Genomic DNA, 25,551 nt, shown 5'->3' with positions numbered 1-25,551 from the left:
TTCATAAAATTAGTATCAAGAAGAAAAAGGCTTGGAAAAGTCAGAACAAAGAACAAACATTCCGAGTCGTTTTAACAAAAAAAGATAGCAAGTTTTCTAAGCAACTCGCTACCTTATCTTTTTTTATTAAAAACCGAATGAATCGTATCTAAGAGCGTACATTCTTCTCTTTTATGCACTGGATTTTTCTCCTGTCCTTTGTCTCATATCAAGAAGCTGGTGCATAGTCTCTAAATCATTCATCGCGCCGGTAAATAAGGGCCAAGCATCCACCCCATCTTGTTTTTTTCTAGGAATAATATGGAAATGAAGGTGAGAGACATGTTCTTCTACTGTCTCATCTTCTGCTTTGATCAAATTGACGCCATCAAAACCGCAATTTTCGACACAATGAAGAGAAACCGCTCGAATGACGTTCATCAATTCGATAAATAGTTCTTGCTCGCAATCAATTAAATTGACCCAATGTTTTTTGACTAGAGCGATCATATGACCATCGACATCTCTTGCGTTATCTAAAAATACAAGAATATTTTCACTCTCAACTATTTTTCTTCGGTGCAATCTTCCATTCACTATTTTACAAAATAAACAATCCTCCAATTCATCCACCCCTTTGTGGACTAAGAAGGGGTAAGACTCCTCTGTCTTCCCCTTGCTTTTACCAAAATATCGATTAACTATTATGTTTGATCACCTGATTTTCGGTGCTCAGTCAAACTGCAGATCTCACAATTTTCGATACGCTTCTAATTCCTTTTGATTCCCGTATACAAAATGTCCGGGGCGTACTTCCTCGAAAACCGGACCGTGTTTTGTATAATCGTGTATGCTAGGATCATACACATGTAATTTTCTTTTCCTTGCTAAAATAGGATCTGGTATAGGCACAGCTGAAAGCAATGCCTTTGTATATGGATGAATCGGATGGTTGAATAACTCTTCCGTTTCAGCTAGTTCTAAAATATGTCCTTGTCTGATCACAGCGATTCTATCTGAAATAAAACGTACGACTGATAGATCATGAGCGACAAAAAGATATGTCACTTCTCGTTTTTTTTGTGCATCTTTCAGTAAGTTCAACACTTGCGCACGGATCGAAACATCTAAAGCAGAGATTGGTTCGTCTGCTACGACTAATTCAGGTTCCATCACTAATGCACGAGCGATTCCGATCCGTTGTCTTTGACCGCCGGAAAATTCGTGAGGATAGCGGTACATATGCTCTGGAAGTAGTCCGACTTCTTTGATGATTTTTGCCACCTTTTCCAAACGTTCTTCTTCCGAGTGGAACAGGTTAAAATTATAGAGGCCTTCTGAGATAATATATTCTACTGTTGCCCGTTCGTTCAACGATGCGGATGGGTCTTGGAATATCATTTGGATCTTACGGATTTTTTCTGCTTGTTCTTTTTTCGACAAGGGACCATTGATCTTTTTCCCTTCAAAGAGAATATCCCCTTTGCTTGTCGGATTTAACCCAATGATTGCTCTGCCAATCGTCGTTTTGCCTGAACCAGATTCTCCTACGAGAGAGAATGTTTCTCCTTTATAAATATCAAAGTTGGCGTCTTGGACAGCTACGAACTTGCTTTTTCCTTCTCCAAAAGTGATTTCTAAATCTTTTACAGTTAACAAAGTTTTTTTATCAGCTGACAACTTGCTTCCCCCCGTCTTGTTCTTCACTATCCAATTCTGCAGCCAAAGCAATCATTTTTTCATGAAGATTTTCGATTTGTTTTGGTTTAAGTACTTTCGGTGCACGAGGATCCAACAGCCAAGTCTTCGCAAAATGGGTTTCGGATACTTGGAACATAGGCGGTTCACTAGTAAAATCGACCTTCATCGCATAGGCGCTGCGAGGCGCAAAAGCATCTCCTTGGATATCTTTATATAAAGAAGGTGGTGTTCCTGGTACAGAGTAAAGCACATCTCCTTTTTGTGCTAATTGTGGTAAAGAAGAAAGCAAGCTCCATGTATAGGGATGTTTTGGATCATAAAAAATTTCTTCAACTGTTCCGCTTTCGATGATCTGTCCAGCATACATAACAGCTACTTTGTCTGCTATAGCCGCGACAACGCCCAAATCATGGGTGATAAAAATCGTTGTGAATTGATATTCTTCCTGAAGCTCTTTGATTAGTTCCAAGATTTGTGCCTGGATCGTTACATCCAAAGCGGTTGTCGGTTCATCACAAATCAAGATTTTAGGTCGGCAAGCCAATGCAATAGCAATGACGATCCGTTGTCTCATCCCACCAGAGTATTGGAAAGGATATTCATCATATCTTTTTGCCGCATTAGGAATTCCTGTTTTTTCCATCAATTCGACAGCTAAGCGTTTCGCTTCTTTCGCTGATTTCTTCTGGTGTTTGATGATGACTTCTGAGATTTGTGAGCCAATTGTTTTGATAGGATTCAGTGAAGTCATAGGATCTTGGAAGATCGTCGCGATTTCTTTTCCCCGAATATCTTCCCATTCTTCATCCTTTTTCAATTCGCTTAATATCTTGTCTTTATAACGGATCGTTCCTGAAGTGATATTGCCGTTTTGTTCCAGCATCCCGGTGAATGTTTTTGTCAGAACTGATTTTCCTGATCCTGATTCACCAACGATGGCTAATGTTTCTTTTTCTTTTAGCACTAATGAGACATTTCTGATCGCTTTTAATTCACGGTGACGAACATGGAAGCTGACCGAGATGTTTTCTACTGATAAAATTGTTTGATTCTCCATTGTTTGCCTCCTAAATATGTGTTCTTGGATCTGCCGCATCTGCAAGAGTTTGTCCTACGATGTATAAAGAAACAGAAACTAACGCCAGTACAGTCACAGGAATCCAGAAAAGATAAGGGTAATTGCTCATGTTATTCGTATATTTTGCGATCAATCGTCCGAGGGAAGGAACATCACTGCTTAACCCAACGCCTAAGAATGAAAGAAATGTTTCATATGAAATAAACGAAGGTAGCGCTCTAGATATATCTGTCACGATGATAGAAATCAGATAAGGCAGGATATTACGAAAAATCATCCGCAAGGTCGGTGTTCCTAGTGTTTTTGAGGCTAGATTATACTCGCGGTCGCGGATGATCATGACTTGTACCCGAATAAAGTAAGCTACGCTCAGCCAGCTCGTCACACACATCGCAAAAATCAAATTCCAAAATCCGGAACCAAACGTATAAGAGAGAACGATAACGATCAGTAAAGTTGGCACATTCGAGATGATGTTGTAAATTTCCAACATGAAACGGTCAATTGCTTTAGATGTTCCCCAAATCGCCCCTACTACTACACCAATAACTGTAGTGATCAATGTAGCAATGACACTGATGGAAATTGATGTTTTTGCCCCTGCCCAAACTGCATCGAATAAGGACATGCCGTTAGCATCTGTACCAAACCAAAATTTTGCACTTGGTGGATTATAGCGTTTCGTAAAGTCATTGATATCTTTTACATCCATAAATTTATATCCGCTGAATAATGGCTGGATAAAGCTCATCAATAAGACAGCCAGCATCAGTATCAGCATAAAAATCGCAACTTTATTTGAAAAGAATTTACGCATGACCGAACGCCAATACGAATACTTCGGCGTATCAATCTTTTCTGAAGCTAACGAATTCGTTTCTACAAAAATGAATTCATTCATTTGTTCTGTTTTCACATTTTCCAAGCTATTTTCCTCCTGACGATAGTTTGATTCGCGGATCGACTAATGCCATTGCAATATCCCCGGCTAAGATTGAAAATACGGATACTGTGGTAAAGACAAAAACGATTGCGATAACTAATGGATTGTTATGGGTAATGATCGCATCAGGTAGCATTTTCCCCATACCTGGTGCAGCAAACACTGTTTCTGTGATCGTCGCCCCAGCAATCGCTCCGATGATACTTCCTGGAATCCCATTGACGATTGGGATAGCTGCATTTTTGAAAATGTGTTTTCTAGCAATTTCTTTCGCATTCAAACCTTTTGCTTTCGCAAATTTAACATAATCGGAAGACTGTTGGTCGATCATGTAACGTCTCAGCCAAATAACGATTCCAGAAACAGACAATAGTCCTAGAATCACTGTCGGTAATATATAGGAGCGAATATCTTGTGCGCCCAATGCTGGGAAGGAATCTGGCAAAGAAAACCAGCTGCTTCCAATAAATCGGAAGAAATAGATAAAGGCTAGACTTGGCACGGAAATCAGCACCGTTACGATAGCGATCCCTGCTTTATCTGGTATCTTTCCTTTGTAACGAGCCATCAACATCGCAGCAGGTATGCCGATCGCATAAGCAATAACAACAGCGATGGCTCCCATACGAAATGATGTGCCGATCATCGATGGGTCTTGGTAATTCGTATCTGTGATGACATAATTATCAGAAAAATATTTTTTGTCTCGTGAAGAGATGTTTTTTGTTTTCTGATATTGACGGAGATAGATGTTAGCAGAAGAGCGCGCTGTAAAATCATCATTAAATGTTGTCTCTGTACTTTCTGTTTTCCCTTGTCCTCCTGAAAGGATGCTTGTTACCGCTTGTCCAGCAAATGTCGGATATGAAGTGCCTAGATTCAAATGAACGATATTTTGATGGATATAAGGAAATTGTCCATTGAAATAGATCTGGTATTTATATTGTGTTCCTGAACCGACAAGTGCCCAACCGACCAACTCATCGTTTTCGATACGCAGAGAATGTTTTAAGTTAGGATTGCTGGCATCTTTTACTTTCCAAGGGTGATCGATTTGGATCATATTCGCATAGAAATTCACTACGCGTTTTACTAATGGGATATCTTTTGTCGCATAATATTCTTTGCTGATTGGAAATTGTTTGAGCGTCCAACCATTTTTCTTCGCCCAATCTTGGTATTTTTCTTCTAACTGCTCAGAAGAGGCTTTTTCTGATGAACTACTTCCTACTTCTTTTTTCAGTTCTTTCGTCGTGTGGTATTCGATATAACCCATCTTGCTGAAAGCTGTGTTTTCATAATCTGCCAGTTCATCTGGTTTTGCCTTTAATTTTCCGTAATTCACATCATTTTGAAATATCGTTTTTCTCGGAACAAGTGAATAGATCACCGCATAGGTTAAGGTAGTTACAAGAAAAATACTAAGTATAGAGCGCAGGACTCTAAATAAAAGGTATCTTTTCACAATTTTCCCTCTCTTTCATCATATAAGTAAAAAAGGCTACAATAGAAATTGAAAGCCTTTTTTACTATTCATTCAGCTAAATTACTTAGAACTTGTTGTTTCTGCTTCTTTCGCAGTTTCTTCTTTTTTCGTTTCCCAAGCTTTCTTCGCTTTGTCGTATTGATCTGTTGTGACGATATCGCTTTGTACTTCTACATATTTCAGTTTGTTTGCAGCAATTCCTGCCCAACCATATGGTCCACTAAATGGCACTACATTTGTGACACGCGGCGTCCCACCATCCGCATAAATTGGTACTTGCAAAGCATTATCTAACAACCAAGCTTCTGCATCTGCATAAGCAGTGTAACGAGCATCTAAATCATCAGTGATAGCAGCGGCTTTATCCAATAATGCGTCGTATTCAGGTAAGTTGATTGCTTTTTTCGCAGCAGTTGATGGATCCGTTCCTTGTACTACGGCAGAAGCTTCCAGTCCAAGTGTATGGATCATATCCCCTTTGCGTGAATCATAGATATTCAAGTAAGAAGATGGATCAGTGTAGTCTGGACCCCAACCAGAGGCATTTGTAATGTCAAAGTCGCCAGCTTGTCCGGTCGTTGCTTGATAAGTAGCAGCTAAATATTTATCTTCATTCAATAGTTGAACATCAACCACTACGTTATCTGATCCTAAAGAAGTTTCCACTGATTTTTTCAAAGATTTGACCATGTTGACACTAATCTCAGAAGTTTCCTCAACTGGCATATCTAAATGAATAGGGAATTGCACACCTTTTGCTTCTAGTTCTGTTTTTGCTTTTTCCATATATTCTTTGGCTTTGTCTGCGTTATAATACCCATCTTGTCCATCAGATAAATTTACATCGCCAAAAGCATCGGAATCCAGTGCTTTTAATTTACTTGCCACTGTATCACCGTAAGGTTTTCCGCCAATTTCTACAAAATCGGTAGGAACAAGTGTATTACGTAATGCTTTATTGGCTCCTTCTTCTCCTACACTTTGTGCGTTATAGCTTTTCTTATCAAATCCGAATAGAATAGCTAAACGGAAATTGCGATCTAAAATAGCTTTCTGTGTATCTTCTTTTTCTTTATCTGTTGTTTTTGAAGTTGCATCAAATGTACCTCGGTTAAAGTTAAATGTTAAATTGTATGTGGATCCACCTGTTTGAGACCAAGTCACACCATCTGGATAAGCTTTTGTTACGTCTTTATATCCTGGTGAGTTTGGATAAACACGAGCAAGAGATAATTCTCCATTTTCGTAAGATTTAAATAACCCATCGGGATCACTTCCATCATTGTAGGTCCATTTTACTGTGTCTAAATGGACATTTTTAGGATCCCAATAAGATTCATTCTTCGTATATTCGATAACTGATTTAGCTGTATTGTTTGCAAGGATGAAGGGTCCATTATAAAGGATGGAGTCTGGTGTTGGTTTACCGAAATCTTTCCCTTTTGATTTTAGGAACTCTTCATTGATTGGATATAAGATACCGTAAGTCGTTTTTGAGTTCCAGAATGGTTCAGGTTTATTCAATGTGTATTGCAACGTATAGTCATCTACTGCTTTTACCCCAACAGTAGAAAAATCATTCGTTTTACCATCTATATAATCAGATAAGCCTTTGATACTATCTGCCACGATATATAACGTTTGTGATTGTACATCTACCGCGTGTTTCAACCCAGTAACAAAGTCATTTGCTGTCACATCAGCCCCATACTCATTTCCTTCACTATCCACCCAAGGAACACCTTTGCGAAGATGATACGTATAAGTCAACCCGTCATCACTAACTTCCCATGACTTAGCCATATCGCCTTTCAGGTTCCCGTATTGGTCATTTTCCAAAAGACCTTCCACAAAGTTAGTATAGTGGTCACTATTCGTTTTACGGGATGAGAATGTGTAATCTAGCGTTTCAAGATCTGTTACATATACAGAACTATATTCTGATACAAGGTCACTTTTCTTTGAAGAGCTAGACCCTTTTGCATTACTCCCGCATGCTCCCAGCATAACGGCACTTACTAGAAGCAAAGCTAAAACTTTTTTCATATAATGTATATCCCCCTCTTATTTATACTGCTTTCACCCTTTTCAACCCCTATTAACCAGATAATTGCGCAACATGTTTAATTAATAAATCACCTGAAATAATTAAAAGATAATGAAAGTTATTGAAATAATACAATTGGTATTAGGCAATGTCAAGGTGATTCAGCAAAATAATTCGAATTATCTGAAATTTATATATATAACTATATATGCAATTATCTAACTTTTTCTTTTTATCATCAAGAAAATAAAAAAGTAAATATCATTAATGAAATGAGCGTAAAACTAATGAATCCGAAGAAAAAAGTGTTGAAAGACTTATCTTTCCATAATTTTTTCATGTATAGCATATTCCATTTTTATACAAAAAATAATATATATATGCATTTAGTTTATATAATTATTAAAAATAATCTTTGAGAGGAAAATGTGGATGAATAAAAATTACTTAAGTTATACATTTGAATATTTTCTCATTTTAAACTCATTTAAAAGAAACCGGATTCCCAACAAAAAAAGCTTCTAATTTTCGTACGATAACTACATTGGCCCTTAAACTTCATACTTTTTTATGATTTTTCAGCGGTTTTCGATGGTATACTTTTTAAATGGAGGAGATGTCTATGCGGTATGTATCAAAATTTTTATTAGGGATTTATTTATTCTTTCTATTATGGTTGATTTTATTCAAGCTGTCATTTAATCTTCCACAATTTCTCACTTATTCTTATAGCAATGTCAATCTCGTCCCTTTTTCTACTTTTTCTTTTGAAAATACGACGGTTTTGCGCGAGACCACTTATAACTTGATTGTCTTTTTTCCTTTTGGGGTGCTTTTGGATGTCAATTTCAAAGGGCTTTCCTTTTCTAAAAAATTAGGGATCATTTTCCTTGTAAGCTTCTTCGCAGAGTTTATTCAATTCCTATTCGTTATTGGCGTAGCGGATATCACTGATGTAATTACTAATACAACAGGAGGTCTGATTGGATTATGGTTCTATCAGCTTTTAAACAAACACATATCGACAAATAAGTTGGATCGCCTAGCCGTTATTTTGGGGTACATTTTATTGTTATTTCTAATCGTAGCTTTTTTATTTTTGACACGTACTATCCGTCTTCGATAAAATCGTTCATAAAAGAGGACCGTCACAGATACATTCCAGTGTGTACCTATGACAGTCCTTTTTTATTCAATTATTGATTTTCAAAAAAATCGATTTTCACCTCTACCATTTGGAGTGGGACATCGTAAAATCGATCTTCTCTTCTTCCTAGAAAATCTTTTGCCTGTATTGGAAACAAAGCATACATCAAGACATCTTCCTCAGATTTTGCATAATTTGAAATTTCTTGACGAAAAGCTGGAAGTTGGGGCTCAATGAAATCTGCTGGACGAACGGTGATTACATTTTGGTGTTTTACCAGTCTTAGCAGAAGCAGGTCGTGCTTATGGATTTACTAATATGCAGATGGCTCTTGCCTCCTTATTAGGACAGGCTTTTCATTTACTGAGTCCGCTAGTCGCATTTATTTATCTGCTTTTGCGCCTGACAGGTTTAGATATGGGACAATGGCAAAAAGAAGCGGCAAAGTATGCATTAGGGATCTTCATCATTTTCGTCGTTACGATCATTCTTTTAGGACATATGCCGCTTTACATTCCTCAATAAATAACCATAAAAAATTAATTCGAAAATTTGTTTTTATATATAATTGTTTTTTGTTATTTTTTTCGTTATGATTCCTTTAGTTGCTTGATTATTTGATTTTTAGAATCCAATTCAGATAGTCAGAAAGGAGTTGGCAAATGAGCTCGATTATTGATGCAGTCAAAAAAAATCTTGATTTTTCACAAAATAAGACCTTGAAAATCTTACTTTACGAAGCGTTTCGAAAAACGATTATTTTAGGAGAAATTCCTGCTGGTACGCGAATCAACGAAAAAGAATTTTCTGAGATCTTGAATATCAGCCGTACCCCGATCCGTTATGCGCTAAAGCAATTAACTACAGAAAAATTAGTCACATATGTTCCTAAAATCGGTGTCGTAGTAAAAGGAATAAGTACGAAAGATGCTCATGAAATCTACGATATTCGAAAATCGCTTGATACACTCGCCGCAATTAAAGCTATGGATCAAATGACAACTGACGATTTCAAAAAAATGAAAGCGCTGTTGATATATGGGGAGAAATTAAATAGAGAAGATCAAGTAGATGAATTACTACAAAATTTTTCCGATTTCAATGCATTTATTTATGAAAAGAGCCAAATGCTTCGGCTAAAAGGAATTGTATTAGAATTGCAATCTTACCTTATCTACTTTCGTGATATTGCCATTCGTTCCTCTAAACGTAGAAATACAGCCCTGGAGGAACATTGGCTTATCTATCGAGGAATGAAAACAAAAAACAAAGAGCAACTCACTTTATTGATCCATGAACATTTAGATCACTCGCTAAAATTCATTCTAGAAGAAATGGAGCGGCAAAAAATTGACTAATCCTTTATTAAAGACCATCAGTAGTTATGCAGAAAAGGCTTTGCTATACGAAGTCTCACTTACTCCAAAACCCGGACTGGTCGATCGCTACTCGAATGGTGCTCATCACGATATGGATTTTTATACTTTTCTCGACAGTATCGTCAGTTTAGCCCCCTTTTTTTATCAATATGCAGAGGCTGGTTATAATCATAAAGGAGATGCTCCTTTACTTTTTGAACAGTTACGAAAGATTGGAAAAAAAGCAGAAAAAGCAATGCTACACGCAACAAATGGTATAAATACACATAAGGGTGCTAATTTCTCTTTTGCGATTCTTCTAGGTGCTACAGGGCTATATATCAAAAAAGGTGCTACCCTTCCCTTTACAAAGAAAGATACTGAGTCTGTCCTTCAAATAGCAAAGCAGATCGTCTCCGGAATAGTAGAAAAAGATTTTCAGCACCTCTCATGTAAAGATAAAGAATCATTGACTTATGGAGAAAAACTTTATCTCGAACACGGCAGTACCGGAATCCGAGGCGAAGCAGCAAGCGGCTACCCTACACTAAATAAGCTGTTAGATTTTTTACGGCAGCATACGCAGAACAACCAAGAGATAAAATACTTATATGCATTGATTTTTTTGATGAGTGAGACACAAGACAGCAATTTGCTCCATCGTGGCGGCTTTGAAGCTTTAAAGCAAGTACAAGCTGAAAGCAGCTATCTGTTCAAAAAAAATTTATCAGCGCAAGCATTTATCCATGAACTGACAATTTATGACCTCCATTTGACCAAACGGCATTTAAGCCCCGGCGGTTCTGCTGATCTACTTGCTTTAAGTATTTATTTTTCATTTTTAGAACATTCCTTGTCTCCATCAGGCAAGAATGTATAGCCGATCCCCCAAATCGTTTTTAAATACTTTGCGTTTTTGGGGTCGGCTTCGATTTTATTTCTTAAATGATTGATAAAAACCATGATCGTATTGGCATCAAAATGCTCATCATTCCAAACACTGCGATAAATTTGTTCTTTGGAAAAGACCTGATCTGGATTTTCCATGAAAAAACGGATCAACTGAAGTTCTTTAGATGATAATTTGATCAGACAATCTTTTTTAAACAATTGATAACGTATTGGGTCAAATCGAAAATCTCCGGCTTTGATCTCTCCTTTTATAGGATGGGCAGACTGGTTGCGAATCGCTTTATTACGATCTAAAGCTGCTGTCACTTGTGCGCGTAAAAGATCTAAAGAAAAAGGCTTAGTCAAATATTGATCTGCTCCTACTTCTAAACCGGTAATCATCGCCTCTTCGCTTTTCTTACCACTTAGAAAAAGTAATGGAACGGCTAGATCTTCTTCTCGGATCAATTGCGCTAAATGATATCCGTCGTTTTCATAATCAAGGCTGATATCAAGTAAAAAAAGATCAAATGTCACACGTGACATGATTTCAATCGTCTTTTCTACTGAGTCGCTTTGATAAACTAAAATGCCTGTAGATTGTAGAGACTTCCAAATCAGTCTCCGAATCGCCGGCTCATCGTCTACAACTAAAATTTTTTCATTTCGCACAAAAACTCCTCCTCTATTTTTATTTGATAGATTAGCAACAGAAAGGAACGAACAATGAAAAAACCTACAAACAAAGGTCTCTATGCTCCCATCGCACTGATCCTGCTGCTGACGATCAGCGGAATTATTTTTACACTTGCCAGTTTTCATACTTCACAAGAAAAAGCTGTAAAATCTGCAGAAGTGCAATTAGCTCAAATCAATCATTCTGCTATTGAATTGATCAAAGAAAAGATTTTTTCTTATCAATGCTTACTGGACAAGTATAGCGGACAAATAAAAAACGAGGAACTTGCTTCTGATTTATCTGATGTCTCTATATCTAAAAATCAAAAAGCTGCAATCGGTATTTTCCTTTTCTCTTCTAATGGTCAACTTATTCACCAATATAAATTTCAGAGTGCCTTTACTGATATACCAAAAACCCTAACAGCTGATCCTTTGTTTTCAACAGCTTTGTCAGAGAATACTATTGAAAATGGTGATGTGTATTTCCATCAACATCACGCTTACATAAATTTATACCAGCAAGTTTCTCTCGCCTCTAAAAAACAAGTTCTACTCGTCATGCCGCTTGATTTACAACAGATTTATCAGACCAATATTTCAAAAGATTCTGCAGTCATCGGCTATACAATGGTCAAAAATGCAGAAATGAAGATCATCATGCATCCTTCTCAGGAACAGATTGGCTTAACAGTGGTAGATGATCGAAAAGAAAAATTCCCAACTTTTGATTTTGCTAGTTTGGAGCAGCTAGAAAAAGAACAACTGAAACATAAAAAAGGCAGCCTGACCTACTATTCATACTGGTGGACAAAAAAACATCCTAAACAAGTGATAAAGATTTCTTCCTATGAGTGGTTTACAGTTGGTAACGCTCGACTTATCGCTGCTAGCAATGAAGATTATTACGAAAGAAATGGGCTGCTCCTACAGGATAACCTGATTACACTAGGATTGTTAATGTTCTTGCTAGTCATTATTTTTTTGTTAACTGTTTCCATCCGCTATTATGTAAAACGAAATGAAACTTACTTAGAGAATATTCGTCTACAAGAACGACAACTGCTTTTACAAGAAAAATATGAGCTGGAAAAAAGTATCCTTCAAGAATCCAAATTAGAGACAATCGGTTTATTGACTACTACGATCGTTCATGACATGAACAACTTCTTGACACCCATGATCGGTAACTTACAGCTTTTGATAGAAGAACGCCAAGAAGATGAACAATTAACTGAAGATTTAAAAGAAATCTATCAATCTGCAGAAAAAGGACTGCAACTTTCTACCAATGTCTTGCGCTTTTCAAAAGTACATTCAGGGGAACAGTCAGTCCATCAAGTATCAGAAACGGTTCAAGAAGCGATACAAACGATTCGTATTTTACTTCCTAAGACAATCATTCTAGATACTGAACTTTCCGCTAATGGAAGTAGCAGATTTGAAAAAGAAGATCTGCAAATCGTCCTCTATAATTTGATAATGAACGCTTATCAAGCAAAAAACGATGCCCATATACACATCACATCAAAAAAATGCGCGGAACTTTCTAAATGCATGACGGATATCCCTGTTTCGCAACAAGGAAAAAATTGGGTCTTTATCAAAATAGCAGATAATGGACCTGGTATTCCAGAAGAAATACGAGATAAGATATTCACTCCGTTTTTTACAACGAAAACTACAGCTGGAGGAACTGGGCTCGGACTATTTATTGTTGCCTCCCTCGTTCGAAAAAATGATTGGCTTCTTCGAGTTAAAAGCAACAAAGAGGGTACGATTTTCCATTTAGCAATCCCTATTCAAAAAAATAGTATCAACACACTCATATGACTGGAGTAGAATACCTGCTCCAGTTTTCCATATGTTTAAAGGAAACATTGTCTGATAGTTTATAAAGAAACTCTTAGATAGGCTTATTCCTCCTTTCAAGTGTATCATTAAAGCGCTATCACAAAAAGTACAGAAATATATATTTTGTTTACTTTCCCTTTTTATTCGTTAAATTGGTTAGGTTTGCTCTTTTTACTTGAAAAACAAGTATTACCATAAGCCGTTCATAATTTAAGTACGCATTTTAATCAAAAATGATTATTTTTTTAGCTTACATGCTTTAAATCTTAGCATTTTCCTATTCGACACTTAAATCGATTGAGAAATCTTCGCTCTTCTTTATACCCCGTATAGGTATATTAATTTGTTACAAAAAGCTTGTTCTATAAATAATTTTTCTTCTTTTCTATCATTTTTCTCTCTTATGAAGGTATCTTTTTCCTTGATTTCTGCCAGTAGATTTTACCTGATCCTACTTTTTGAAGACATTTCAAAGGAAAAAGCAGCAGTTTTTTAGAAGTAGCAGAGAAATCAAAACAAGTGTATCGTTATTTTTTAACTATTAAATAACAAGTTGAATATAGTCGTTTAGTTATTTTTCACTCCTCTGAATTTACTTTTTTAACCCCATCTGAATTCTCGTTAATATTTATTCATTTCTATTGTATATCCCCTGACAAAAGAAAGCTATATGCCTCCTTTAACTAATCTATTGCTTTTTTAGCTATCATAAAGTTATCCACTGTGGAAAAACTAACGATTTATATTTCAATACACTTTCCTAAAAATAAAAATTTTCCACAAATAAAAACAGGTTTACAACAGAATCATACTGCTGTAAACCTGTTTTTATTAAATAGATAGAATGTTAGCTTACATAAAGATGTTTATTTTTTTATTGCTGCGAATAATGTCAAAAATACCGTGACACTAACTACTGTCCAAGTCAAATGACCTTGATCCAAATAAATAAGCATCGTGACAAAACTAGTAATCAGTCCTACATGAAGTCTTTTTTGATCCATCTGCATCCCTCTTTGAATACTAGTATCACTCGGATATTTGATCGTTTGATTATTTTTTCTATATTTTTCTCTTAAATTTTAAACAAAGATCATTTTACCGATATTGTGATTCGATGGTACGGCTGGGGATGATCCAAGCAGCCAGAATCACGATGTTTGCGATCAGCACGGCTACTGGCGCTACTAAATAGCCTAAGACAATTCCTAAGACATTCAAGCCAATCGATAAGTACGATTTCTTGTAATCATTCAGCATCGCCTTCAATGCTTTCTCGTGACCCTTATTTGCTTTGACAAGTTCTTTTGCCAAGATATAATACGCAATGTTAGCGATCAAGGTAACAAAACCATAAGTCATTTCTGGAGCCAGACTATTGATGTACTCACTGATCCATGAAGTGGCAAATGGAAAAAGTGAAAGCGCAAAAATAAAGAAACTATTCGCCCATAAGACCCGTCCATTTATCTTATGTACAACTTGAAATAAATGATGATGATTGTTCCAATAAATCGCTAAGATGATGAAACTGACAATATAGATAAAAAATCGGTAGCCTAATGCTGCGAGCGCCTCCCACGTATCTCCGTTAGGTTCATGAAGTTCTAAAACTAAAATAGTCATGATAATGGCGATTACAGCATCTGTAAATGCTTCAAGACGATTTTTAGGCATGATATTCTCCTCCTTTTCCGCTCTATTTTAGATGATAAACAAGTGAAAAAGCAATTGTTTGATCATTTAAGCAGATGAAGTAAAAATCAGTCTGCAGTTGGAGGTGTTTTTAGAGAATCCCTGTTATACTTTTTCTATAGTAAAGAATGAACAAGAGGAGGGTTTTGTATGCGTCAAAAAAATATGTTCTTAAATATCTTCATGGTTCTTTTAGTGTTGATTGCTGCTAGCTTTGTCATCAGTCTTTTTGTTAGTGTCGTAAGTGGCCTTTTATGGTTTGCGGTCAAAGTTTTGATTCCAATCGCACTTATCATCTGGCTCGTTCGTTGGATCAAAGGCAATACACATCGAAAAAACTATTATTAATGAATCACATAATCACTCCGTTATGATATAACTTACTTAAAAATAGGGTCACGACATAAGTTCGCGACCCTATTTGATATATCATATATGAATTTTCCCAATTATCCTAATGCTACATCCAAGATCATCATAATGATAAATCCGCTCATAACACCAAAAACTGCAAAATGACGTTTGCTGGACAATGTCTGCTGTGCTTCGGGAATCAATTCTTCCACCACGACATAAATCATCGCTCCTGCAGCAAAAGCAAGTGCATAAGGAAGCAGCAGCTCCACTTTCGTTACTAGTAGTGCGCCAATCACCCCAGCGATTGGTTCAACGATTCCAGAAGCTTGTCCGTAAACAAAGGCCTTTTTACGGCTCAGACCTTCTTGTCGCAATGGGATTGATACAGCTGCTCCTTCTGGGAAGTTTTGGATACCAATACCTAGCGCCACCGAAACAGCGGCTAGTATAGCGGCTGTCGGATTATTCGCAGTTGCTGCTGCACCGAATGCTACCCCCACGGCTAAACCTTCAGGAACATTATGCAATGTAATAGAAAAAACAAGCAAGATTGTCCGCTTTAAATGGGTAGGCAATCCTTCTGCTTCATGTTGCGGTCCAAAATGCATATGGGGCAGTGTTTTATCTGCCATATATAAAAACACCCCACCTAAACCAAATCCAATACTTACAACTAGCCAAGCAATATCTCCATTTTCTTCTGCTTTTGTAATTGCTGGATCGAGCAAGGACCAAAAACTTGCAGCAATCATGACACCAGAAGCAAATCCTAACATCAAATTTAGCACTTCTTTTTTGATTTCTTTAAAGAAAAAAACCAATCCGGCACCAAGAGCTGTCATAAAATAAGTAAAAGCTGTCCCAGCAAGTGCTTGCTGCCAAGGATCAAGCCTCAATAGCCATTCAACCATGCCATTCCCCTCTCTTGAATCTATTTATGTACTACTCTAGCATATTCCCAAAAACATGACTACATTTTTGTGAAAAGACGAATTAGTTGGGATTTTCGATAAAAAGTTCTATACTCTAGATACCAAAAATTTATGAATCATCATTGCTAAAGGAGTGAAACACCATGTCAAAAATCAATGCAGGAGTCGCAATGGTAAAAGTTCTTGAAAGCTGGGGCATCGACCATATTTATGGCATTCCCGGAGGATCTTTCAATTCGATTATGGATGCACTATATCACGAAAAAAACGAAATCAAATATATTCAAGTCCGTCATGAAGAAGTCGGTGCACTAGCAGCCGCCGCAGATGCAAAATTAACCGGGAAAGTTGGCGCTGTCTTCGGCTCTGCAGGACCTGGTGCGACACATTTGATCAATGGTTTATATGATGCACAGATGGACCATGTGCCTCTAGTAGCGTTCTTAGGACAAGTTGCTTCTACATCCATGAACTATAACTCTTTCCAAGAATTAAATGAAAATCCTATTTTCGCAGATGTCAGCGTATACAATCGTACAGTCATGACGCCCCAAAGTCTTCCACATGTCGTAGATGAAGCCATTAAAGCCGCCTATGAGCATAAAGGTGTGGCTATCGTAACTATTCCTGTTGATCTTGGGTTTGAAGAAATTGATGAACAACCTTTCTCTACTGCTCACACTCATAAAACAAGTGTGATATTACCAGAAGAAAAAGATTTGCTGGCTGCTTTGCCTTATCTTGAAAAAGCAAAAAAAACAGTTCTTTATGTTGGTCAAGGAACGCGAAACGGATTTCCGCAAATCAAAGAATTCTCAGAACATTTTTCAGTTCCTATTGTCGCTTCCGTTCTAGCAAAAGGAATTATTCCTGATGATTATGAAAACTTTCTTGGTTTTGCTGGACGTGTCGCTACTAAACCCGGAAATGAAGCATTGGCAGAAGCCGATCTAATCTTATTTGTCGGTAGCGACTTCCCGTTTGGACGTGCATTTTTTAATCCAACTGCTGAATTTATCCAAATCGATATTGATGCGTCAAAATTCGGACGGCGCCATGAAACATCTCTGTCGATTCTCGGTGATGCAAACACAGCTTTGCAAAGACTGGTCGAATTAGGTGATACTCGTCCTGCTGATAGCTGGTACCTAGCAAATCAGGAAAATAAAGTAAAATGGGTAAATTGGTTGAAATCTTTTGAAGATCGTGAGGAAGAACCGATTCGACCAGAGGCTGTCTATAAAGAAATCAATCGGATTGCTGAAGACGATGCGATTTTCGTCACAGATGTCGGTAACACGACTATCCATTCTATTCGCTTATTAAATATGAACGGTAAACAAAAACATACAACCTCTGGATGGTTCGCCACTATGGGTAATGGTGTGCCTGGAGGAATTGCCGCACAACTAAGCTACCCAGAAAAACAAGTATTTACCTTAAGTGGTGATGGCGGATTTGCTATGGTCATGCAAGATATCATTACACAAGTCAAATATCAGCTTCCAATTATCAATGTTGTTTTTTCTAATGATTCTTTTGGTTTCATCGAAGCAGAACAAGAAGATACGGAACAAAAGAAATTCGGTGTATTTTTAGAAGATGCAGATTTCGGTAAAGTTGGAGAAGCACTCGGAGCAAAAAGCTTTACAGTCACAGAATACTCGCAACTTCGGTTTGCCTTTGATGCAGCCGCAAAATCAGATCGTCCTGTAGTGATCGATGTGAAAATCAATAACAAGCGCCCATTGCCAGTAGAAGATCTGCATTTAGATCCAAGAAAATATTCTGAAGAAGAAATCCAAGCATTCAAAGAAAAATATGAAGTCCATGATTTGCCAGTATTGAATGAATTATATGAAAAGAGGTTGTAAAAACTGCGCTATGCTTCGAGTAATAAGAACGATGGACAGAAAATAGTTCCTCATATTTTCTAGGACGGCGATCTTATTACCGAGAAGCAGCAGGTGGAGCACCGTGTATCAAGAGGTTGTGAAAAAGCTGCCCTGCATCAAGTAATAAGAACAGCCAAACAAAAATAGCTCGTCATATTTTTTCGTTTGGTTGGGCTTATTATCGCAGATGCAAACTTTTGAACACCGTATATCAAGAGGTTGTGATAACTGCGGTATGTTTCAAGTATTAAGATAAAATTTATGCATATTGCTTTTCACATTTTTGCATAAATTTTTCTCGACACCTAAAGATTACCTCGTGCATATTTGTCCATGATAAAAAAGCCAGCTACCAATTGCAACAGTCAAACTGTTACCGGAAGCTGGCTTTTTTATTTGTTTGATTTCACTTATCTAAACGCATAGACGATATGTGTGATGCCGAATAACATAAAATAGAACCCAACTAAAAAGCTTAATGTCAACGCAGAAGAAATTGGATTAAACAATAAGAAAATTCCTAATAAAATTCCTAAAATATTGACGATGATCGTAAACCAATAATAACCTTCACTTACTCCTCTTGCCAAGTCAGCAGTAAATAACGCTAAAACGGAATCAGCAATAAACCATACTGCAAAAACAAAAGGTAATGCTGCGACTCCTGCACCAATATTGAATAAGAAAAAGACGCCAACTAGAATATCGATGATCCCGATTATTAAGGGCATTTTTCCTTTATATCCTGTTAGCTCTTTCAATCTGTTACGTACAAACAGTTCAAATATTCCTTTAATAAAAGCAAAAATCGCAAAGACTACTACAATTGCAACTAAATTTCCGACAGGGTCTTGAAATGATAACAATGAGACAAGTACAAATAAAATTCCCAAAATCAATGAGCCCCAGTCGATGGTTCTTTTTTCATCCATTTTCTATCCTTCTTTCATTTCTTTTACAGTTTTATAGTACTCCTTCTTATAAATAACGTCAAAAATTATGCTGTTTCAAACTAAAAAATCCTATAGCAGCTATTTCTACTCCTCTTTTATGTTTATTTTCTTCATTCTGTTTCACGTGAAACACAAAGAATGTTCGATTGCCTTGAATCTTTTACCTTTCCCCTATATAATTCTATAAGACTTGTCAAAAACTAATAATGATAAAAGTGAGGAAAAAAATTGATTACTGTAAATGATGTGAGTTTGCACTTTTCAGACCGCAAACTATTTGATGATGTGAATATTAAATTTACCCCCGGAAACTGCTATGGCTTGATTGGTGCAAATGGTGCAGGTAAATCAACGTTCCTTAAAGTGTTATCAGGGGATCTGCAGCCTTCCACAGGTTCCGTTACTATGGGACCAGATGAACGGATGGCCGTATTGAAACAGAACCATTACGACTATGAAGACTATACTGTACTTGAAACAGTCATCATGGGACACAAGCGTCTGTATGAAGTGATGAAAGAAAAAGATGCAATTTACATGAAAGAAGATTTCACTGACGAAGATGGTATTCGAGCAGCTGAATTAGAAGGAGAATTTGCTGAGCTTAATGGATGGGAAGCAGAACCAGAAGCAGCTGTTTTACTGCAAGGACTGAACATCCCTGAAGAATTGCACCATCAGCAAATGAGTGAATTGACTGGCGGACAAAAGGTAAAAGTGTTGTTAGCACAAACACTATTTGGTAAACCTGATGTTCTTTTACTAGACGAACCAACAAACGGTCTGGATATCCAATCGATCAATTGGTTGGAAGAATTTTTGATTAATTTTGAAAATACTGTGATCGTTGTCTCCCATGACCGTCACTTTTTGAACAAAGTATGTACACATATGGCGGATCTGGATTTTGGTAAAATCAAACTTTATGTAGGAAATTATGATTTTTGGTTGGAATCTAGTCAATTAGCGGCTAAACTCCAAGCGAATGCAAATGCCAAAAAAGAAGAACAAATCAAAGAGCTCCAAGAATTCATTGCTCGCTTTAGTGCGAATGCATCAAAATCAAAACAAGCAACTTCACGTAAAAAAATGCTTGAAAAAATTACTTTGGACGATATCCAGCCTTCTTCTAGACGTTACCCATTCGTTGGATTCAAACCTGAACGTGAGATCGGAAACGACTTATTGCAGGTAGAAAATGTAAGTGTAACGATTGATGGAAAGAAAATCTTAGATGATATATCTTTTAATTTAAGCAAAGAAGACAAGGTTGCTTTTGTCGCAGAAAATGATATAACAACAACAACGCTATTCAAAGTTATAATGGGTGAAATTACACCAGATACTGGAACAGTACGTTGGGGAGTAACAACCAGTCATTCTTATTTACCAAAGGATACAACGAAAGAATTCGACACGGATCTAACGATTTTAGACTGGTTGCGCCAATATGCAAGTAAAGAAGAAGATGACAACACCTTCTTAAGAAGTTTCTTAGGAAGAATGCTGTTTTCTGGTGAAGAAGTATTGAAACCAGTAAATGTTTTATCTGGTGGAGAGAAAGTCCGTTGTATGCTCTCAAAAATGATGCTTTCGAAAGCTAACGTACTTGTATTAGACGATCCAACGAACCATTTAGACTTAGAATCAATCACCGCATTGAATGATGGCTTGATGGCATTTACTGGCTCGATCCTGTTTGCCTCTCATGACCATCAATTTATCCAAACATTGGCAAACCGTATCATTGCTGTTTCAGATAAAGGTGTGATTGATCGGGCTGATACGACATATGATGAATTCTTGGAAAACACAGATATTCAAAAACAATTGAACGAGTTATGGGCGTAACGACCTATTTAGCTTAAAAAACAAAAAAACAGCGACCTCTAAGAGATAGAATGCTCATCTATCTTTTAAGAGTCGCTATTTTTGTTACATTCAAATCCTAGGCATTTTTACAGAATGAGTTACTGCTTTTATCGACTGATTCCCATCGAAAAAATCGCGATACAGCCATAGCCTGTGTGACTGGCGATCGTTGGTCCTAAAGGATAAAGCTTGACATCTTTCATCTTTATCTGCTCTTCCAAAAGCCGTTTTGCCTTCTCCGCGCTCTCTAGATCCCCAGCGTAAGCCACATAAACGATTTGATCAAGTGGCGCAACGATTGTTTTTACTGTCTCATTGACGATTGTCTGGATCGACTTGTTCCTTCCGCGAACTTTGTCAACATTCGTCAGCCTTCCTTCTTTATCTACCGTAATAATAGGCTTTACACTCAATAGACTGCCCAGAGTAGCACTTGCTTTGGAAATCCTACCGCCTCGTTCTAGATACTTCAAATCGTCTACAGTTACCCATGAATGGACTTTCAAATAATTTTTTTCCAGCCACTCTAAGGTTTCTTCGATACTTTTCCCTTCTTTTTTCAATCTTGCAGCTTCCAATACTAAAAGCCCTTCCCCGATACTTGCAGCTTTTGTATCAAAAACATAGATCTCAGGGTCTTCATATTCTTCCTTCAGTAATTCAACAGCTTGAAGCGCACTGCTGTAAGAGCCGCTTAATCCACTGGAAAAAGCCACATATAAGACAGGAATCTGTTTTTCCGCATAAGAACGGAAAAATTCTAAATATCGGCCAACATTGATTTGTGATGTCGTAGGCATCGCACCATTTTTCAGCTGATTCATGTAGCGGTCATAATTGAATGTCTTTCCGAGATCATCTACTAACTCTTGATCATTCAATTGGAGATTCATTGATAAAAAATCAATTTTTTCTTCTGCTAATACATGGTATGGCAGATCACAACAAGAATCTGTTACAATTTGATACACATTTTTCAACCCCTTCTCGTTACATTTTACCCTTATCGTCTATTATAGCAAATCTCTTGCGCTAGACACACTTTAACCGGTTTATTTTCGTAAGTTCTAATTAAAATAAGAGGTTGTGACAGAAGTGGTCAGCTTCAAGAAATAAGAAGGAATTTACGAAAATTGCTTCTTAAATTTTTGTGGAATTTCGGCTTATTTCCGTAGAAGCTACTTCTGGACCACCGTGAATAAGAGGTTGTGAAATCAGCGTTTTGACCTGAGTATTAGAGAAAAAAACGGAAAAATAGTTCCTCATATTTTGCCGTTTGTTGAGCGAATACCGAGGGTCAGCTGATTGAACACCGTTTAAGGAAGAGGTTGTGAAAAAGCTGCTCTGCATCAAGCAGTAAGAACAATCAGATAAAAATAGCACTCCATATTTTTCATCTGATTGGGCTTAGTGCCGTAGATGCAAGCCTTTGAACACCATTTATTCGAAAAAAGGGACTGTGACACGGTTTTTGTCACAGTCCCTTATTCTGAATAAACAGTGTTCAAGTTATTATTATCGTATAGATAAACCCTTCGACTCGCTCTGGTAAGAACGTCCTGATTCAGTCGTCGTTTTTATCCTTAGATTTGCGCCCAGACGCTTTCTAAGATGTTTGTTTGTGTTCTATCAGGTCCGACAGAAAATGTTGAGATACGTACACCAACAAGCTCTGAGATACGACGTACATAGTTACGTGCGTTTTCTGGCAGTTCTGCAAGTGTTTTGCATCCTGTAATATCTTCTGACCAGCCTGGCAATTCTTCATAGATTGGTTTGCAACGGTTCAACTCTTTCAAGCTTGCTGGATAGTGGTAGATTAGTTCGCCATCTAATTCATAAGCCGTGCAAATTTTTACGGTTTCCAATCCACTTAATACATCGATTGAGTTTAAAGATAGGTTGGTAATACCTGAAACCCGTTTAGAATGGCGCATAACTACAGAATCAAACCAGCCGACACGACGAGGACGTCCAGTTGTCGTACCGTATTCTCGTCCTACTTTGCGGATTTGTTCACCTGTTTCATCAAATAGTTCAGTTGGAAATGGTCCATCACCGACACGTGACGTATAGGCTTTGCAGACGCCGACGACTTTATTGATTTTTGAAGGTCCTACACCGCTTCCGATTGTAACACCACCGGCTACTGGATTAGAAGAAGTAACAAAAGGATAGGTTCCTTGGTCGATATCCAACATGACTCCTTGTGCCCCTTCAAACAACACTCGTTTACCTGCATCTAAGGCGTCATTCAAGATAACCGAAGTATCTGTGACGTATTGTTTGATTTGTTGACCATATTCATAATATTCTTCAAAAATATCGTCAAAATCAAGTGGTTCTGAATCGAACATTTTTACAAATTGACGGTTTTTGTCATCTAGATTCAAACGAAGTCGTTCTTCAAAAATTTCTTTATCCAATAAGTCTGCGATACGGATACCTACACGAGCGGCTTTATCCATATAAGCTGGTCCGATTCCTTTGATCGTTGTACCGATTTTGTTTTCACCTTTCGCATCTTCTTGTAATTGGTCCAATTTGATATGATAAGGCAAGATTACGTGTGCGCGGTCAGAAATACGCAGATTACTTGTTTCTACACCTTTTTCATGTAAATAAGCTAATTCTTTGACCAATGATTTAGGATTGACTACGACGCCATTTCCAATCACACTGATCTTGTCTTTATAAAAAATCCCAGAAGGAATCAAATGCAGTTTATAAGTCACACCGTTGAATTTGATTGTGTGTCCTGCATTGTCGCCACCTTGGTACCGTGCAATCACTTCAGCATTTTCACTGAGAAAGTCTGTGATTTTTCCTTTCCCTTCATCGCCCCATTGCGTACCTACTACTACTACAGATGACATGTGAACACCTCGTTCTATATTATTTAATCCTGAACCATTGTATCAATAATAGATACATAATTCAAATAAAATCGAATGATTTTTATTTTTATTTTATAAAAACGCTTAAAAAACGAACTTTTATCGTTTTAGAATGATTGTTAAAAAAGAGGTTGTAACAGAAGTGGTCAACTTCAAGAAATAAGAAGGAATGTACGAAAATTGCTTCTCAAATTTTTGTGGCATTTCGGCTTATTTCCGAAGAAGTTACTTCTGGAACACCGTTTATTCGGAAAAAGGGACTGTGACAAGACTTTTGTCACAATCCCTTTGGAGATCTGTTTTAATTAAGTGCTCTAGTCACTCTTGCAGTTACTCGTCGCATCTTATACGAGTGCCCTTGGTCATTGCGCAAGGCTGAACGCTGCTTTCACAACCTCTTCTTTAAAATTCTTCTCTTGGCGAAAGCGACGAAAATTTATTGTATTCTTTGATAAACAGCAGTTCAACTGTTCCTCGCGCACCGCTTCGGTTCTTCTCGATGATGACTTCGATGACGTTGTCATTTTTTGGCTCATTTCCATCATCGTCATCTCCGCCTTCTCTTTCATAATAATCATCCCGATACAAGAAGGCTACGATGTCCGCATCTTGTTCGATTGATCCGGATTCACGAATATCACTTAGTACTGGACGTTTGTCTTGTCGCTGTTCTACTCCACGAGACAACTGCGAAAGAGCAATGACAGGTACTTTCAGTTCTTTTGCCAGTTTTTTCAGTTGGCGGGAGATATCTGATACTTCTTGTTGACGGTTCTCTTTACCGTTCCCTTCAATCAACTGCAAATAATCGATTAATATCAAGCCTAGGTTGCCTTTTTCTTGCGCTAGTTTTCGACATTTCGCGCGGATCTCAGAGATCTTGATCCCTGGTGTATCATCGATAAAAATATTTGCTCGAGAAAGACTTCCCATCGCAACGATCAGATTCGACCATTCTTCTTCCGAAAGCTGACCTGTACGCAAATGGCTGGCTTCAATCGAACCTTCTGCACAAAGCATCCGATTTACAAGAGATTCCGCCCCCATTTCCAGACTGAATATCGCAACAGAACGATCTGTTTTGGTTCCTACATTTTGAGCAATATTCAATGCGAACGCAGTTTTACCTACCGCCGGACGAGCAGCCAGAATGATTAGTTCTTCGGGCTGGAAACCTGCTGTCATTTTGTCCAGACCTTGATAGCCAGTTGGTAGGCCTGTGATTTCTTCATTATTTTGAGCTAGTCGATCGATATTTTCAATCGTTGAGTTCAGTACTTCAGCAATGGATAAAAAGCCGCTTCGATTTCTTTTTTCCGAAACCTCCAAGATACTGCGTTCTGCATCATCTAAGATCGTCTGAACTTCTTCTCCTTGCTCGAATCCTTTTGTAACGATACCCGTTGCTGTCTGGATCAATGTACGCAATAATGATTTTTCTTCAACGATTTTTGCATAGTAGACGATATTTGCTGCTGTCGGAACTGCTAAAGCCAAATCTGATAGGTAACTTAAACCACCGGCATCTTCTAACAAATTTGCTTGTTCTAGTCGGTCTTTAACAGTAACAACGTCAATCGCTTCATTACGATCATTCAACTCGATCATTGTCTCAAAAATAATTTGATGGCCGCGACGATAAAAGTCTTTTGGCTCTATGTACTCCATGGCATCAATGATCGTTTCTGCATCAAGAAAAACAGAGCCTAGAACCGCTTGTTCAGCTTCAATATTTTGCGGTGGGATTCGATCCTGCCACACTTCATTCATACGTATCGCTCCTTGTCT

The 25,551-nt window shown here is 37.5% G+C and carries 21 protein-coding genes and 2 pseudogenes; 8 read left to right on the top strand and 15 right to left on the bottom strand.

Annotated elements, in window-relative coordinates; genetic code table 11:
* Nucleotides 1–171: 171 nt before the first annotated feature.
* From OZZ83_RS02370 to OZZ83_RS02345, 6 genes are all read right to left on the bottom strand, one after another.
* Entirely contained in the window at nucleotides 172–603 is a 432-nt protein-coding gene (locus tag OZZ83_RS02370) for an HIT domain-containing protein (RefSeq protein WP_002313932.1), read from the bottom strand.
* Nucleotides 604–729: 126 nt separating this feature from the next.
* Nucleotides 730–1,659 (bottom strand): ATP-binding cassette domain-containing protein, encoded by a 930-nt coding sequence (locus OZZ83_RS02365; RefSeq protein ID WP_002316542.1) that lies wholly within the window; start codon nucleotides 1,657–1,659, stop codon nucleotides 730–732.
* Complete coding sequence (locus OZZ83_RS02360) at nucleotides 1,649–2,737, bottom strand: ABC transporter ATP-binding protein (protein WP_278023393.1); 1,089 nt, start codon at nucleotides 2,735–2,737, stop codon at nucleotides 1,649–1,651. Before OZZ83_RS02360 ends, OZZ83_RS02365 begins: the two co-directional genes overlap by 11 nt.
* 10 nt (nucleotides 2,738–2,747) lie before the next feature.
* On the bottom strand, nucleotides 2,748–3,659 hold the full coding sequence (gene oppC / locus OZZ83_RS02355; RefSeq protein WP_050396368.1) for an oligopeptide ABC transporter permease OppC: 912 nt from the start codon (nucleotides 3,657–3,659) through the stop codon (nucleotides 2,748–2,750).
* Between the two features lie 25 nt (nucleotides 3,660–3,684).
* Nucleotides 3,685–5,166: an ABC transporter permease gene (locus OZZ83_RS02350; protein ID WP_002313930.1), complete on the bottom strand. Its 1,482-nt coding sequence runs from the start codon at nucleotides 5,164–5,166 to the stop codon at nucleotides 3,685–3,687.
* 81 nt (nucleotides 5,167–5,247) lie between these two features.
* The gene (locus OZZ83_RS02345) at nucleotides 5,248–7,233 is read right to left on the bottom strand and encodes a peptide ABC transporter substrate-binding protein (protein WP_002309867.1); all 1,986 of its coding nucleotides are present in this window, start codon (nucleotides 7,231–7,233) and stop codon (nucleotides 5,248–5,250) included.
* Between the two features lie 623 nt (nucleotides 7,234–7,856).
* Between OZZ83_RS02345 and OZZ83_RS02340 the strand changes: the two genes are divergently transcribed.
* Nucleotides 7,857–8,360 carry a VanZ family protein gene (locus tag OZZ83_RS02340; protein ID WP_002309868.1) on the top strand — a complete coding sequence of 168 codons (504 nt, stop codon included), beginning with the start codon at nucleotides 7,857–7,859 and terminating at the stop codon, nucleotides 8,358–8,360.
* Nucleotides 8,361–8,430: 70 nt separating this feature from the next.
* On the opposite strand, the pseudogene OZZ83_RS02335 reads toward OZZ83_RS02340, so the two are convergent.
* Nucleotides 8,431–8,646, bottom strand: a pseudogene (locus OZZ83_RS02335) (oxaloacetate decarboxylase subunit alpha); the annotation flags it as partial.
* Here OZZ83_RS02335 and OZZ83_RS02330 point away from each other — a divergent pair.
* The 3 genes and pseudogenes from OZZ83_RS02330 to citG form a co-directional block, all read left to right on the top strand.
* A pseudogene (locus tag OZZ83_RS02330) lies at nucleotides 8,643–8,906 on the top strand (CitMHS family transporter); the annotation flags it as partial. The pseudogenes OZZ83_RS02335 and OZZ83_RS02330 overlap by 4 nt on opposite strands.
* 137 nt (nucleotides 8,907–9,043) lie before the next feature.
* Entirely contained in the window at nucleotides 9,044–9,739 is a 696-nt protein-coding gene (locus OZZ83_RS02325) for a GntR family transcriptional regulator (RefSeq protein ID WP_104760346.1), read from the top strand.
* Nucleotides 9,732–10,619 carry a triphosphoribosyl-dephospho-CoA synthase CitG gene (gene citG / locus OZZ83_RS02320; RefSeq protein ID WP_002309884.1) on the top strand — a complete coding sequence of 296 codons (888 nt, stop codon included), beginning with the start codon at nucleotides 9,732–9,734 and terminating at the stop codon, nucleotides 10,617–10,619. Before OZZ83_RS02325 ends, citG begins: the two co-directional genes overlap by 8 nt.
* Here the strand turns inward: citG and OZZ83_RS02315 are convergent.
* Nucleotides 10,568–11,302, bottom strand: a complete 735-nt coding sequence (locus tag OZZ83_RS02315) for a response regulator transcription factor (protein ID WP_087063299.1) — start codon at nucleotides 11,300–11,302, stop codon at nucleotides 10,568–10,570. The genes citG and OZZ83_RS02315 overlap by 52 nt on opposite strands.
* Nucleotides 11,303–11,356: 54 nt before the next feature.
* Here OZZ83_RS02315 and OZZ83_RS02310 point away from each other — a divergent pair, with 54 nt between their 5' ends.
* Entirely contained in the window at nucleotides 11,357–13,141 is a 1,785-nt protein-coding gene (locus tag OZZ83_RS02310) for a sensor histidine kinase (protein ID WP_104835530.1), read from the top strand.
* 887 nt (nucleotides 13,142–14,028) lie between these two features.
* Here OZZ83_RS02310 and OZZ83_RS02305 read toward each other — a convergent pair.
* Both OZZ83_RS02305 and OZZ83_RS02300 read right to left on the bottom strand, forming a co-directional pair.
* Nucleotides 14,029–14,166, bottom strand: coding sequence for a hypothetical protein (locus OZZ83_RS02305; RefSeq protein WP_002320647.1), 138 nt, complete (start codon nucleotides 14,164–14,166; stop codon nucleotides 14,029–14,031).
* Nucleotides 14,167–14,260: 94 nt separating this feature from the next.
* A complete protein-coding gene (locus OZZ83_RS02300) occupies nucleotides 14,261–14,839 on the bottom strand; it encodes a TMEM175 family protein (protein WP_002309888.1) in 579 nt (192 codons plus the stop codon).
* 168 nt (nucleotides 14,840–15,007) lie between these two features.
* On the opposite strand from OZZ83_RS02300, the gene OZZ83_RS02295 reads away from it, so the two are divergent.
* Nucleotides 15,008–15,205 carry a hypothetical protein gene (locus OZZ83_RS02295; protein WP_002309889.1) on the top strand — a complete coding sequence of 66 codons (198 nt, stop codon included), beginning with the start codon at nucleotides 15,008–15,010 and terminating at the stop codon, nucleotides 15,203–15,205.
* A 101-nt stretch (nucleotides 15,206–15,306) separates the two neighbouring features.
* On the opposite strand, the gene OZZ83_RS02290 is transcribed toward OZZ83_RS02295, so the two are convergent.
* On the bottom strand, nucleotides 15,307–16,125 hold the full coding sequence (locus OZZ83_RS02290; RefSeq protein ID WP_002309890.1) for a ZIP family metal transporter: 819 nt from the start codon (nucleotides 16,123–16,125) through the stop codon (nucleotides 15,307–15,309).
* A gap of 164 nt (nucleotides 16,126–16,289) precedes the next feature.
* Between OZZ83_RS02290 and spxB the strand changes: the two genes are divergently transcribed.
* Nucleotides 16,290–18,020 carry a pyruvate oxidase gene (spxB, locus tag OZZ83_RS02285; protein WP_278023392.1) on the top strand — a complete coding sequence of 577 codons (1,731 nt, stop codon included), beginning with the start codon at nucleotides 16,290–16,292 and terminating at the stop codon, nucleotides 18,018–18,020.
* Nucleotides 18,021–18,451: 431 nt separating this feature from the next.
* Here the strand turns inward: spxB and OZZ83_RS02280 are convergent, their stop codons facing one another.
* Nucleotides 18,452–18,973 (bottom strand): HdeD family acid-resistance protein, encoded by a 522-nt coding sequence (locus OZZ83_RS02280; protein WP_002309892.1) that lies wholly within the window; start codon nucleotides 18,971–18,973, stop codon nucleotides 18,452–18,454.
* Nucleotides 18,974–19,222: 249 nt separating this feature from the next.
* On the opposite strand from OZZ83_RS02280, the gene OZZ83_RS02275 reads away from it, so the two are divergent.
* The gene (locus OZZ83_RS02275; protein ID WP_002309893.1) at nucleotides 19,223–20,845 is read left to right on the top strand and encodes an ABC-F family ATP-binding cassette domain-containing protein; all 1,623 of its coding nucleotides are present in this window, start codon (nucleotides 19,223–19,225) and stop codon (nucleotides 20,843–20,845) included.
* Between the two features lie 128 nt (nucleotides 20,846–20,973).
* On the opposite strand, the gene OZZ83_RS02270 is transcribed toward OZZ83_RS02275, so the two are convergent.
* The 3 genes from OZZ83_RS02270 to dnaB all read right to left on the bottom strand — a co-directional run bounded on the left by OZZ83_RS02270 (nucleotide 20,974) and on the right by dnaB (nucleotide 25,533).
* Nucleotides 20,974–21,837, bottom strand: coding sequence for a DegV family protein (locus tag OZZ83_RS02270; RefSeq protein ID WP_002316532.1), 864 nt, complete (start codon nucleotides 21,835–21,837; stop codon nucleotides 20,974–20,976).
* Between the two features lie 612 nt (nucleotides 21,838–22,449).
* The gene (locus tag OZZ83_RS02265) at nucleotides 22,450–23,742 is read right to left on the bottom strand and encodes an adenylosuccinate synthase (protein WP_002309895.1); all 1,293 of its coding nucleotides are present in this window, start codon (nucleotides 23,740–23,742) and stop codon (nucleotides 22,450–22,452) included.
* A 423-nt stretch (nucleotides 23,743–24,165) separates the two neighbouring features.
* Nucleotides 24,166–25,533: a replicative DNA helicase gene (gene dnaB / locus OZZ83_RS02260; RefSeq protein ID WP_002288373.1), complete on the bottom strand. Its 1,368-nt coding sequence runs from the start codon at nucleotides 25,531–25,533 to the stop codon at nucleotides 24,166–24,168.
* Between the last annotated feature and the right edge of the window lie 18 nt (nucleotides 25,534–25,551).

It is taken from the genome of Enterococcus sp. E5-162 (genome assembly GCF_035725965.1).
In the GTDB taxonomy this organism is placed as follows: domain Bacteria; phylum Bacillota; class Bacilli; order Lactobacillales; family Enterococcaceae; genus Enterococcus_B; species Enterococcus_B lactis.
The sequence above is the reverse complement of the archived record's forward strand: the minus strand, read 5'-3'. Positions and strand labels throughout refer to the sequence as shown.